Source organism: Hyphomonas sp. GM-8P (assembly GCF_003263315.1).
In the GTDB taxonomy this organism is placed as follows: domain Bacteria; phylum Pseudomonadota; class Alphaproteobacteria; order Caulobacterales; family Hyphomonadaceae; genus Hyphomonas.
Genome location: NZ_AWFE01000063.1, coordinates 1 through 11,982, shown reverse-complemented (window position 1 = coordinate 11,982; position 11,982 = coordinate 1). Strand labels below are relative to the sequence as shown.

Here is an 11,982-nt window from a genome sequence, read left to right as displayed (position 1 = left end):
ATACGCCCGAAACGATGCTCGACCAAAGATTTGACCCCGCTGAAGCCGAACCCCGCCTGTATGAGGCGTGGGAGAACAAAGGCTGCTTCAAACCCTCCGGTGACACATCTGCGCAGGCCTATTCCATCGTCATTCCACCGCCAAACGTGACCGGCGTGCTTCACATGGGTCACGCGCTGAACAACACACTTCAGGACATCCTGATCCGGTTCGAGCGCATGCGGGGCAAGAACGTCCTCTGGCAGCCGGGCACAGACCATGCGGGCATCGCCACACAGATGGTGGTCGAGCGCCAACTCGCGCAGGAAGGCAATATGAGCCGCCGCGAAATGGGCCGCGAAGCCTTCGTCAACCGGGTCTGGGCCTGGAAAGCCGAATCCGGCGGGGCCATCGTGAACCAGCTGAAACGCCTCGGCGCCTCCTGCGACTGGAGCCGTGAGCGCTTCACCATGGATGAAGGGCTCTCGAAGGCAGTCACCAAGGTCTTTGTCGATCTCTACAACAAGGGCCTGATCTATCGCGACAAGCGGCTCGTGAACTGGGATCCGCACTTCCAGACGGCGATCTCGGACCTCGAAGTCGATCAGCGCGAAGTGAACGGTCATTACTGGCACCTGCGCTATCCGTTGGCAGATGGTGTCACATACGAGCACCCGGTCAAGGACGAGGACGGCAACGTCACCGGCACCGAGACGCGCGACTATATCGTTGTCGCCACTTCGCGTCCGGAAACCATGCTGGGCGATACCGGCGTTGCAGTGCACCCTGATGATCAGCGCTATGCCGGCCTCGTCGGCAAGTTCGTGGAGCTGCCGATTGTCGGCCGCCGTGTGCCGATTGTTGCGGACGAATATGCCAACCCGGAAAAAGGCTCCGGCGCGGTGAAGATCACCCCGGCGCATGACTTCAATGACTTCGAAGTCGGCAAGCGTGCCGGCCACACGCCGCTGAACATACTGACAGCAGTCGCTGCAATCGTTGACGGAGACGAAGCTGATGCGGCGGGCATTCCGGCAGCCTATCGCGGGCTCGACAGGTTCGATGCCCGCAAGAAAGTCGTCGAGGATTTCGAAGCCGCCGGCCTGCTGCAGGAAATCGAGAACCTTAAGATCGAGCAGCCTTTCGGCGACCGCTCCAATGTCGTCATCGAGCCGTGGATGACGGACCAGTGGTATGTCGACGCCAAGACGCTGGCGCAGCCCGCCATTGCGGCTGTGCGCGACGGCAAGACGAAGTTCGTGCCGGAGAACTGGGAGAAGACCTATTACAACTGGATGGAAAACATCCAGCCCTGGTGCGTCTCCCGTCAGCTCTGGTGGGGGCACCGGATTCCGGCCTGGTACTCCGAAGAAGGCGAAATCTTCGTCGCCGCGTCCGCCGAGGAAGCGCAAGCCATGGCTGGCGCGGGCGTCGATTTGAAACAGGAAGAAGACGTCCTCGACACCTGGTTCTCCTCAGCCCTCTGGCCGTTCTCAACGCAGGGCTGGCCGGACCAGACGGACGATCTCAAAACCTTCTTCCCGACGGCAACGCTCGTTACGGCCTTCGACATCATCTTCTTCTGGGTCGCCCGGATGATGATGATGAGCCTCGAATTCATGGGCCAAGTTCCGTTCAAGGACGTCTATATCCATGCCCTCGTCCTCGACGAGAAAGGGCAGAAGATGTCGAAGTCCAAAGGGAACGTCATGGATCCGCTGGAACTGGTCGACGAGTATGGCGCCGACGCGTTGCGCTTCACCATGGGCCGCATGGCCGGACAGGGCCGTAACATCCGCCTTTCCAAGCAGGCGGTCGAAGGGAACCGGAACTTCTCGACGAAGCTCTGGAACGCCGCTCGTTTCGCCGAGATGAATGAGTGTGGCGCCCCGGGGGAGATCGACTTCAACGAAATCCAGAGCCCGGTGAATCGCTGGATCCTCGGCGAACTTACCCAGTGTGTGGCGGACGTCGGCAAAGGCATCGAGGACTACCGCTTCGACGATGGTGCAGGCGCGATCTACCGCTTTGTCTGGAACACGTTCTGCGACTGGTATCTCGAACTGATCAAGCCGCTGCTCGGCGGAATGGATGATGCCGCCAAATCCGAAACGCGTATGGTTTGCGGCTATGTGCTCGACGAGACGCTGAAGCTGCTGCACCCGTTCATGCCGTTCGTGACGGAAGAGCTGTGGGATCGCCGCGCGCCGGGCCGCGTCGCCGACCAGGGCTTCCTGATGGGGCAGCAGTGGCCGGCGTTCACCGGCTTCCATGATGATGCGGCCGCAGAGGAAGTGGACTGGGTCATCGGCCTGATAACGGAGCTGCGCTCGCTGCGTAATGATCTCGGCGTGCCGGCTGGGGCAAAGATCCCACTCGCGCTGGTCAAGGCGGGGGCGGAGATCGAAGACCGCGCCATGCGGCATGAAGATGTCCTCAAACGTCTTGCGCGCCTCGAAGACATCGCTTTCACCGATGCGACGCCGGAAGGCGCCGTGACTGCCGTGTTCGGCGAGACCGTCGCTGCGCTTCAGATTGCCGACTTCGTGGACATCGCCGAAGCCCGCAAACGGCTCGACAAGGAACTCGGCCAGATAGAGAAGGACATCACGTCCACCGAGAAGAAGCTTTCCAACGAGAATTTCGTTGCCCGCGCGCCGGAAGAGATCGTGGAAGAGAACCGCCAACGTCTCGTCGATTGGGCAGCGCGGCGCGAAAAGCTGGCTGCGGCACGAAAGGGGCTTGAAGGTCTCTGACCTTCAGGTCCAACCTGCTGTCAGATGGACAGGAGGCTTTCCCATGATTTTTCGGCCGCTTCTCGCGGCAGCCGCGATTTTCCTCGCGGGCTGCCAGGTTTCGCCTGTGAACGCTGAGCCGCCGGAAGCGCCACAATGGCGTCTCGCGATTCATGGCGGGGCTGGCGTTATCACGCGCGGTTCCATGACGCCGGAGCAGGAAGCGCTTTACAAGGCAGGCCTGCAGGAAGCGCTGGAAGCAGGGGCCGAAGTCCTGCGCAATGGCGGCAGCGCACTCGACGCGGCGCAGGCGGCAGTTATCCCGATGGAGAACAACGAGATCTTCAATGCGGGCAAGGGCGCGGTCTTCACCGCTGCCGGTACGCACGAGCTGGATGCCTCCATCATGGAAGGCAGCACGCGCAATGCCGGTGCCGTGGCGGGTGTGACGATTGTGAAGAATCCGATCCTCGCAGCGCGGGCCGTCATGGACAATTCCGAACATGTGATGTTCGCCGGCCCCGGCGCCGATGCGTTTGCTGAAGCGCAGGGGCTGGAAACGGTTCCGAACACTTATTTCGACACCGAGCGGCGCCGCAAATCGCTGGAACGCGTACTGGAGACGATGTCCCGTACTGCGGCCGACAAGCATGGTACGGTTGGCGCCGTTGCCATCGACGCGGATGGCAACATTGCTGCTGCGACGACAACCGGCGGCATGACGGCCAAAACTGCCGGACGTGTCGGCGACTCGCCGCTGATCGGCGCCGCGACTTATGCCGAGAATGGTGTCTGCGGCGTCTCCGCGACAGGGCATGGCGAATATTTCATCCGTGTCGGTGTCGCCAAGACGATCTGCGACCGGGTGAAGCTGGCCGGAGAAAGTGTCGGCGAGGCAGCGCAGGTCGCGCTGGATGAGGTAGCTGCCCTCGGAGGAGATGGCGGTGTCGTGCTGGTGGATGGCCAGGGTGATGTCGATTTCGTCTTCAACAGCGAAGGCATGTATCGCGGATGGATCGACGCTGACGAATCCTGGGTTGCGATCTATGGCGACGAAGCAGACGAGTAAGTGCAGTTCCGGAGGTCTTCCATGGCATCTGACACTTCGCAGAGCCTGACAGTTCGCGACGCGGTGGTGGACGACGTCGCCGCGCTGACGGCGCTTGCGCGCAAGACGTTCACGGACAAGTTTGGCCATCTCTATAATCCGGGCGACCTGGCCGCGTTTCTGGAAGAATCGCACAATCCGGATCTCTACCGGGACTGGATCGCTGATCCGGATGTGCTGGTCCGGGTCTGCGAAACCGACGATGGGGTGATGAAGGCCTACCTGCTTTGCAGTCCGCTCAGCCTGCCGGCGCCGGAGCCTCAGCCAGGCGCCCTGGAGCTCAAGCGGGTCTATGTCGATAACTCGTTGCAGGGCCGGGGCATCGGTTCAGGCTTCATCGATGAAGCGCTTGCCTGGGCGCGCAGCCGGAACGCACCGGAAATGTATCTCAGCGTCTATTCTGACAATCTCGATGCCCAGCGTCTCTATGCCCGTCTCGGCTGGGAGAAGGTGGCGGAATTCCTGTTCCCGGTGGGTGAGCACCGCGATCTTGAATTCCTTCTGCGGCTGAAACTCTGAGCGCCTTGGCGGGGCAGCCGAACCGGTTTTAAGTGGCGCGTTCAATTTTGCGGGACAATTGCATGACAGAGAAGCCTGAGATCGATCCGGCGATCCTGGAGGCCATGGATGGTCTGCGGGATGAGTTCGCCGACTTTGCCGGGATATACCAGAATGAAATCCGGCCCGCGCTGCAGGCGCGCGAGCATGACCGCGAACAGGCCGTCAGCAAGGCACGAAAGTATCGCTATATCGGTATCGCACTCGGTCTCGCGATCGCTCTGGTCGGATTTATCGGTTTCAAATCCGTGTTTGGTCCTTTCCTGGGCGTGCTGATCGGGTTCGGTCTGGTGACGTGGGGAGGACAGGATCTCAAGCGTTTCAGCAATGAGGCCAAGGAGCTGCTCGTCCAGCCAGTGGTGCGCCAGCTGGGTCTCGCTTTCCAACCCGAGCCGGGCGAGGTCGCGTCAATTTATGAGCACAACAAAGTCGGCATCGTGCCCAGTTGGGACCGCGCGAGTTATGAAGACCGGCTGACGGGGACGCGCGACAATGTCGAGTTTGAACTCTTCGAGGCGCATCTGGAAGAAAAACGCCGGTCGACCGATTCCAAGGGCCGGACCACGACGCGATGGGTCACCGTCTTCAAAGGCCAGTGCCTGCGCTTCCATTTCGACAAGACGTTCTACGGCCGGACGCTGGTCACCCGGGACGCGGGCTTCTTCAACAGGTTCGGCGGCGGCAAGGGCATGCAGCGCGCGTCGCTGGAGGACCCGGAATTCGAAAAGATCTTTGAGGTCTACACGACAGATCAGGTGGAATCCCGCTATCTGCTGACACCAGACCTGATGCAGGAGCTGGTGAACCTCGAAAAGGCATTCCATGGCGGGAAACTGAAATGCTGCTTCTATGGCGGAGAACTCTACATCACGCTGCAGGGCGGCAATCTGTTTGAGCCAGGCAGCATGTTTACGCCACTGGACAGTCCGAACCGGTTGCGGGAGCTGCTGGAGGACTTTGCGGCGGTGTTCCACATCATCGATGTCACCAACAAGAACCGCCGCCGCAGAGATGAACAGCGATCGCCAGAGGCATGATCGCGCCAGCAATCTGGGCAATTTCAGGGCAGTAACGTTCAGTAAGGCTTCAGATGACAAAGGTCATGGTGCAGGCAATTGGTGAGAGAGGACTTTCCATGAACCGACTGATGATTGCTGTCATTTTTGCTCTTGCTGCGCCCGTTGCTGCGGCGGATGCGGCGTCATCGGCCAAGGAACTTGCCCGGTGCCAGGCGATGTCGGCCACGTTCAAGCCGAAGCAGGAAGAAATCGCGAAGCTGAAAGACGCGCGCGACGCACAGGCAGAAGTCGTGGAGACGAAAGGTGAAGCCTGGGACGACGTGGAAGTCATGCGCAATGCATCGAAGAAACATGCGAAGACCGCTGATGCAGCAAAAGCAGACTATGAAGCGGCGAAAGCGGACCTGCTGCGCATGGAGCTTGGACTTCAGGAAGCGGTGAAGGCCCTGAACGCCGACTTCGAAGCCTACAATCAGACCTGCGCGACCGAAGGCTGATCGTCCGTCTCTGTGAAAAGTTTGCGTGGCACGGGAAATCTGACTTGCTGACAGGGGAATGCCCATTGGACAGGATGGGTTTCGTGCTTAATCCTGTCAGCAGTTCAAAACCAGAATTGCCAAAAGCAAAACATGCCCCGTAGACAAGCTGGCGCCCGGCCAGCGACAATCATAGATGTGGCCCGGGAGGCGGGTGTCTCCTTCAAGACGGTCAGCCGCGTGCTGAACGGCGAAAGCAATGTGCGCGACCAGACCCGGGAACGCGTCATGAGCGCGGTGAAGACGCTGGACTACCACACCAATCACAATGCCCGGAATCTTCGCACGCGGCAAAGCCGGATCATCTGTCTGCTCCATGCAAACCCCTCCCGAAACTATATCGGGGATGTGCATCTGGGCGCGCTCCAGCGGTGTCAGTCGGAGGGCTACAGCCTGATTACCGAGGATTGTTCTGCGCCCTCTGGTGGGGTTCTGGCCTTGCAGTCCGGAAACAGGTTGGCGGGTGCGATCCTGACGCCGCCGCTTTCCGACAACCCGGACCTGATCCAACAATTGCGAGATCACGGCGTGCCTTTCGTCCGGATCGCGCCATCTGCGTCGGTTGAACCTGGCCGCGATGTGGCAATCGACGACCGGGCTGCGGCCTGTGATATGACGCAATATCTGATCGGTCTTGGTCACCGCCGGATCGGCTTCATTCGCGGGGCACCGGCGCACGACCAGACAGGGCTTCGCTTCGAAGGCTATAAGGATGCGCTGGAGGAAGCTGGGATTCCTTTCGATCCGGATCTGGTGACGGAAGGGGATTTCACGTTCGATTCCGGCACCGCAGCAGCGGATCGGTTGCTGGATCTGCCGGAGCAGCCAACAGCGATCTTTGCGTCCAATGACGACATGGCCGCCGGAGTGATCGCGGCCGGTTACCGCCGGCGGATTGAGATCCCTCGAGATCTTTCGGTTGCGGGGTTTGACGATACGCCGCTGGCCTCGACGATCAGTCCCTCCCTGACCACGATTTACCAGCCAAGCCGGGAGCAGGCCTTCGAGGCTGTCGGTCTTCTCTTGGAAGAGATCGCAGCGCCTAGTGAGATACCACAACGCCAATTGCTGGATTATCGAATGGTACCGCGGGCATCGACGGCGCCGCCTCGTAAGTGAGTGACGCAATTTCTGTTTCCAGCCTTCCGGCCCTGTTGTAAGTCGCCTGCATGACCAGTATCCGCCCCCTTCCGCATATCGAAAAGACCAGGCCTTATGTGCCCGGCGGCAAGCTGCACGGGACGAAAGACCGTGTCGTCATGCTGGCGTCGAACGAGAATCCATTCGGCCCTAGCCCGAAGGCAATCGAAGCGATGCAGGACGTCGCCCGCCAGGTTCATGTCTATCCGGATCCCGATTACGGCGCGCTTCGCCAGGCGATTGCCGACGCCAAGGGTATCAAGGATGTCTCCCGCGTCGCGGTGTCAGCCGGATCGGATGAGATCATCCACCTGTTGACGCAGGCCTATGCTGGCCCCGGCGACGAAATTCTGTTCACGGAACATGCCTTCTCCATGTATCAGGTCTCCGCGCTGGGTCACGGTGCGACGCCAGTCACGGTTCCGGAGACAGACTTCACGGCAGGCTTCAATGCGCTTCTGGGCGGCGTGACCGAGCGGACGCGCATCCTGTTCCTGGCCAATCCGAACAATCCGACTGGCACGATGATGCAGGTCGAGGAACTGGCGTGTCTTCAGGACGCGCTGCCGCCGCATGTCTTGTTCGTAATCGATGGCGCTTATGCCGAATATGTCGGTGAGGAATACGAAGCCGAGATCCGTGACCTGGTCGACCGGCGCAGCAATACGGTGATGATCCGGACCTTCTCCAAGATCTATGGCCTGGCTGCATTGCGTCTTGGCTGGGGATATTTCCCGGCGGAGATTGCCGAGACGTTCCAGAGGATCCGTCCGCCGTTCAATATCAACGCGTTCGCCGTGGCTGCGGGGATTGCCAGTATCGGCGATTTCGAATTCATCGAGAAAAGCCGCCAGCACAATTCCGAATGGCGTGCGATCTGTATCGAGCGGCTGAATGCAATGGGCCTGCCGACGCCCGAAGCGTGCGCCAACTTCGTCATTCCGGATTTCGGATCTGGAGAACGGGCGGCGGCCGCAAATGAATTCCTGAAGCAGAACAATGTTCTGGTCAGGGCTGTTGGCGGTTATGGCATGCCAAGCCGGCTTCGGATCTCGATCGGGTCTGCGGAGGACAATGAGACCGTGCTCGGCTTGCTCGAAAACTTCACCGCGTCACGCTGATATTGTCGATCAGGCGCGTGCGGCCCATCCAGGCAGCGCCGAGCAACCGGGCGACAGATCCAGCGGGCAGGGGCGTATCCGGCAGATCCTGCAGTGTGTCCGGTTCGACCAGCGACACGTAGTCGATTTTGCCAAAACCAGACCGGGCCAGCAGATCCCGCGCCTCGTTGAGTGCGACCGAAGCCGATTCGCCCGTTGCCAGCCTGACGGATGCCCGGTGAAGCGCCGCCTGCATGGCGCCAGCGTTCCGGCGTTCCTCGGGTTTCAGGTAAAGATTCCGGGATGACTGGGCGAGGCCATCGGCATCCCGCGCGGTCGAAGCCCCAATGATTTCAATGGGAAAGCCGAGGTCCCGCACCATGCGGCGGATGATTTGCAGCTGCTGGTAATCCTTTTCGCCGAACACGGCGACGTCCGGCTGCACGTGAAGAAACAGGCGCGCGACGACCGTGGAGACGCCGTAGAAGAAATGCGGCCTGTAGATTCCATCCAGCAGGTCGGACATCTCCTCAACCCGTACATTCGTGACGGAGCCTTCGGGATACATCTCTTCCACGGTTGGCAGGTAGGCAAGATCGCAGCCCACCGAAGCGAGCTTTGCCAGGTCGGCGTTTTCGTCCCTCGGATAGGTGTCGAAGTCCTCGCCCGGAGCAAACTGAGTCGGGTTCACGAAAATGCTCGCGACGATTCGCGTGGCTTTTTCCCTCGCTTTTTCAATGAGTGACAAATGTCCGCCGTGCAGTGCGCCCATTGTGGGGACAAAACCCACCCGCTCACCAGCCTGCTTCCAGGCCGTAACCTGTTGCAGTAGCTCGCGTCTCGCACGGACAGTGGGGGTAAGGTGACCTGTCTTCGAATTCACTTTCAATTCGTCCCGGCTCCGGATTGTGTAAACGCGTTGTTAACCTGTTCGGAGGAATTTTAAAGCCATGACACAGCGCATCCTTTCTTCCCTGAAATCCTTCGTGCTGACGGCGGCGTTCCGCATGTCCGCCAGCGAGTCGCGTCTTCCCGACGAGGGCGCTCCGGAGCCGCGTACGCGGCACTTCAACCCGGAGATGGACATCGACGAATGGATGTTCGACCGCGACGGAAACCCCGTCACGGAGTCGGCAACGCTGTATGCCCGCGAAACGGCTCGTGTCTCCGGCGCCCTGTCCGGCCTGCGCTCCCTGCTGACGCAGATCGCCATGCACGCCCCGCAAACCGAGGAGCTTCCTGCAGAAGCGGCCTTCGGCCCGATCATGTCCGACGACCTTCTGTTCGACGGCGAGCCGATGCCTGCGCAGTTCGGAATCCTGGCAGACGATGATGATCTGTTCGACGAGATGCCCACACGCCGTACGGCTTGGAGCGACTCGCAAGACATGCCACGTGTCGCCTGAGCCCTTTCGCTGATTTAACCTGACTGACTGAACCTGGAGCTTTCTGACATGCCTGATGGATTCGCGCCTACCGCACTCGTGGGTGGCCCGGACCTGTCGGTCCCCCAGAAGGATGCCCGCGTCATTGTCGTAGGCAACGAGAAGGGCGGGGCCGGCAAGTCGACGGTCTCGATGCACCTTTGTGTATCCCTGATGCGGATGGGCAAGGCCGTCGGCGTGATCGACCTTGATGTGCGCCAACGGTCGCTAACCCGTTATCTCGAAAACCGCCTGCGCTGGATGCAGTCTACCGGCTCGCGTCTCCCGATGCCGGAAATCGTGCGCGTGGATGCGTCGACAGAGCGGGACCTCGACCGGGCCGAAGCGGAAGAAACGCACCGGCTGGTCTCCAGTCTCCAGCGCCTGAAGAAGACCTGCGATTTCATCATCATCGACTCGCCCGGCGGTGACACCTTCCTGTCCCGGTCGGCGCACATGCACGCCGATACGCTGATAACGCCGCTGAACGACAGTTTCGTGGACTTCGACCTTCTGGGTGATGTGAACCCGCAGACGCTGGAAGTGATCCGGCCGAGCTTCTATTCCGAAATGGTCTGGTCCTGCCGGAAGAAGAAAGCTCAGACGTCGCGCCGACCGATCGACTGGATCGTGATGCGTAACCGCATGTCGCCACTCGCCGCGCGGAACAAGGAACGCGTCGGCGAAGCGCTCGATAATCTTTCCAAACGGATCGGCTTCCGCCTCGCGCCGGGCCTCTCCGAGCGTGTCATCTACCGCGAGCTGTTCCCGGCCGGCCTGACCCTGCTGGACCTGACGGAAAAAGGCTCCAATGTCTCCTTCACGATGAGCCACGTTGCGGCCCGTCAGGAGATGCGCGACCTGATCATCATCCTGCAGCTGCCGGAACTGACCGGCGCGGAAATCACTTTCTGATCCAGCGCCCAACTGACGCGAGGTGAGGCCAGCCGGGTGCTGGCCTTCTTTGTTTTTCGGCGTCACTCTGTCTCCCAAAAGATAACGGGAGGACGGCACATGGTTTTCAACAATACCGATTGGGTCTGGCAGGTTCGGGAAGATGTCCTTGAGCCGGAACGTGAGATCGTCGATCCGCACCACCATCTCTGGCCAAGCAAGGATATGGGCTACCAGGTGCCGGATCTTCTGGCTGATCTGACCAGTGGCCATAATGTGGTTCAGACCGTCTTCATGGAATGCGGCGCGGCCTATCGAAAGGATGGGCCGGATTATCTGAAACCGATTGGTGAGACCGTCTTTGTGACTGACTCTGCGGCCGAGATGAAAGCGAAGGGCGGGCCTTACATTGCCGCGCTCGTGGCGCATGCTGATCTGCGTTTGCCACTGGAGCAGCTGGATGAAGTCCTGGACGGCCATGTCGAGGCTTCGAAAGGCCTGTTCCGCGGTATTCGCCATGCGGGCTCGCGTGATGCGAGCGGGGCGACGCTCCGGATTCCCGGTCATGCACCGCCGCGCCTTTATGCCCAGGCGGATTTCCGGCGTGGTGTGCAGCATCTGGGGGAGCGCGGTTTCACCTATGACACCTGGCACTACCACCACCAGAACCGGGACTATCTGGATCTTGCCAAGGCCTGCCCCGACACGACGATGATCCTCGACCATTTCGGCACGCCGATTGGCGTGGGGCCTTTTGAAGGCAAGCGGGACGAAATCTTTGAGACCTGGAAAGACGATATGGCGGCAATTGCCGAATGCCCGAACGTCCATGCCAAAATCGGTGGCCTCGCCATGCCGGACAATGGCTTCGGCTGGGACAAGCGCGACATTCCTCCGACCTCGGATGAGGTCGTGGTGCAGCATGAGCGCTGGTACGATCACATGATCAAATGTTTCGGTCCGGAGCGCTGCATGTTCGAGAGCAACTTCCCGGTCGACCGCTGGTCGCTGAACTATGTTGTCTACTGGAACGCCATGAAGAAGATCGCGGCGAAATATCCGGAGGAGGCGAAGGCGGCGATGTTCGCAGGCACGGCCCGTAAGGTCTATTCAGTCGAGGCGTAGGCTCCGCCCAGCACGTTTGCCCGGCATGGCGGCTGCCATCCGGTGTGGGAAACTGAATTCGGAAGAGGACTCGGCCAGGGCGGACCACGCACGCGCAACCAATGATCATGCCGGACTAAGCCATGACTATGGATGACCAAGCCGGACTTATCCGGATCATGACGGACTATGCCGGAACAAGCGCACACGCAGGTGGGCCCATCGCTGCGAAGGGCAGGATGTTCCCATGCCGCAAGGCGCGGGGCTTCATATGTGTAGAGAGTATCGGGCGGCGGGGCATCGAACACATAGGTAAGCTCGATATTGCCAAAACAATCGACCGGCATCAGCGCATCCCGCCCGGTGCGCATGTGCCAGCGGGCAA

General features: G+C 60.4%; 12 protein-coding genes. 11 read left to right on the top strand and 1 reads right to left on the bottom strand.

The genetic code is table 11. The annotated features are described in order from the left end of the window. Positions 1 to 14 precede the first annotated feature (14 nt). The 7 genes from HY26_RS07645 to hisC all read left to right on the top strand — a co-directional run bounded on the left by HY26_RS07645 (position 15) and on the right by hisC (position 8,196). A complete protein-coding gene (locus HY26_RS07645) occupies positions 15 to 2,735 on the top strand; it encodes a valine--tRNA ligase (protein ID WP_112073292.1) in 2,721 nt (906 codons plus the stop codon). Positions 2,736 to 2,778: 43 nt separating this feature from the next. Next, positions 2,779 to 3,783, top strand: a complete 1,005-nt coding sequence (locus HY26_RS07640) for an isoaspartyl peptidase/L-asparaginase family protein (protein WP_065382938.1) — start codon at positions 2,779 to 2,781, stop codon at positions 3,781 to 3,783. Positions 3,784 to 3,804: 21 nt separating this feature from the next. Next, the gene (locus HY26_RS07635; protein WP_112073291.1) at positions 3,805 to 4,341 is read left to right on the top strand and encodes a GNAT family N-acetyltransferase; all 537 of its coding nucleotides are present in this window, start codon (positions 3,805 to 3,807) and stop codon (positions 4,339 to 4,341) included. Positions 4,342 to 4,403: 62 nt separating this feature from the next. Beyond that, the gene (locus HY26_RS07630; protein WP_034767785.1) at positions 4,404 to 5,417 is read left to right on the top strand and encodes a DUF3137 domain-containing protein; all 1,014 of its coding nucleotides are present in this window, start codon (positions 4,404 to 4,406) and stop codon (positions 5,415 to 5,417) included. 98 nt (positions 5,418 to 5,515) lie between these two features. Continuing rightward, positions 5,516 to 5,896, top strand: a complete 381-nt coding sequence (locus HY26_RS07625) for a hypothetical protein (protein WP_034767788.1) — start codon at positions 5,516 to 5,518, stop codon at positions 5,894 to 5,896. A gap of 132 nt (positions 5,897 to 6,028) precedes the next feature. After that, positions 6,029 to 7,054, top strand: coding sequence for a LacI family DNA-binding transcriptional regulator (locus HY26_RS07620; RefSeq protein WP_034767790.1), 1,026 nt, complete (start codon positions 6,029 to 6,031; stop codon positions 7,052 to 7,054). A gap of 50 nt (positions 7,055 to 7,104) precedes the next feature. Beyond that, positions 7,105 to 8,196 (top strand): histidinol-phosphate transaminase, encoded by a 1,092-nt coding sequence (hisC, locus tag HY26_RS07615; protein ID WP_051600134.1) that lies wholly within the window; start codon positions 7,105 to 7,107, stop codon positions 8,194 to 8,196. On the opposite strand, the gene panC is transcribed toward hisC, so the two are convergent. Further along, the gene (gene panC, locus HY26_RS07610; protein ID WP_112073321.1) at positions 8,180 to 9,058 is read right to left on the bottom strand and encodes a pantoate--beta-alanine ligase; all 879 of its coding nucleotides are present in this window, start codon (positions 9,056 to 9,058) and stop codon (positions 8,180 to 8,182) included. The genes hisC and panC overlap by 17 nt on opposite strands. 67 nt (positions 9,059 to 9,125) lie before the next feature. On the opposite strand from panC, the gene HY26_RS07605 reads away from it, so the two are divergent. The 4 genes from HY26_RS07605 to HY26_RS19200 all read left to right on the top strand — a co-directional run. Next, a complete protein-coding gene (locus tag HY26_RS07605) occupies positions 9,126 to 9,581 on the top strand; it encodes a hypothetical protein (RefSeq protein WP_112073290.1) in 456 nt (151 codons plus the stop codon). A 48-nt stretch (positions 9,582 to 9,629) separates the two neighbouring features. Beyond that, positions 9,630 to 10,514, top strand: coding sequence for a division plane positioning ATPase MipZ (locus tag HY26_RS07600; protein ID WP_051600135.1), 885 nt, complete (start codon positions 9,630 to 9,632; stop codon positions 10,512 to 10,514). 99 nt (positions 10,515 to 10,613) lie between these two features. Continuing rightward, positions 10,614 to 11,618, top strand: a complete 1,005-nt coding sequence (locus HY26_RS07595) for an amidohydrolase (RefSeq protein ID WP_112073289.1) — start codon at positions 10,614 to 10,616, stop codon at positions 11,616 to 11,618. A 122-nt stretch (positions 11,619 to 11,740) separates the two neighbouring features. Then, the coding region (locus HY26_RS19200) for a hypothetical protein (RefSeq protein ID WP_233351564.1) at positions 11,741 to 11,982 on the top strand (242 nt) is incomplete at its 3' end.

Bases quoted from the DNA above. Each gene is read 5' to 3' on its own strand.
- HY26_RS07630 (WP_034767785.1), top strand. From the start codon at position 4,404: ATGACAGAGAAGCCTGAGATCGATCCGGCGATCCTGGAGGCCATGGAT.
- HY26_RS07620 (WP_034767790.1), top strand. From the start codon at position 6,029: ATGCCCCGTAGACAAGCTGGCGCCCGGCCAGCGACAATCATAGATGTG.
- HY26_RS07600 (WP_051600135.1), top strand. From the start codon at position 9,630: ATGCCTGATGGATTCGCGCCTACCGCACTCGTGGGTGGCCCGGACCTG.
- HY26_RS07625 (WP_034767788.1), top strand. From the start codon at position 5,516: ATGAACCGACTGATGATTGCTGTCATTTTTGCTCTTGCTGCGCCCGTT.
- HY26_RS07640 (WP_065382938.1), top strand. From the start codon at position 2,779: ATGATTTTTCGGCCGCTTCTCGCGGCAGCCGCGATTTTCCTCGCGGGC.
- HY26_RS07595 (WP_112073289.1), top strand. From the start codon at position 10,614: ATGGTTTTCAACAATACCGATTGGGTCTGGCAGGTTCGGGAAGATGTC.
- HY26_RS07605 (WP_112073290.1), top strand. From the start codon at position 9,126: ATGACACAGCGCATCCTTTCTTCCCTGAAATCCTTCGTGCTGACGGCG.
- HY26_RS07635 (WP_112073291.1), top strand. From the start codon at position 3,805: ATGGCATCTGACACTTCGCAGAGCCTGACAGTTCGCGACGCGGTGGTG.
- hisC (WP_051600134.1), top strand. From the start codon at position 7,105: ATGACCAGTATCCGCCCCCTTCCGCATATCGAAAAGACCAGGCCTTAT.
- HY26_RS07645 (WP_112073292.1), top strand. From the start codon at position 15: ATGCTCGACCAAAGATTTGACCCCGCTGAAGCCGAACCCCGCCTGTAT.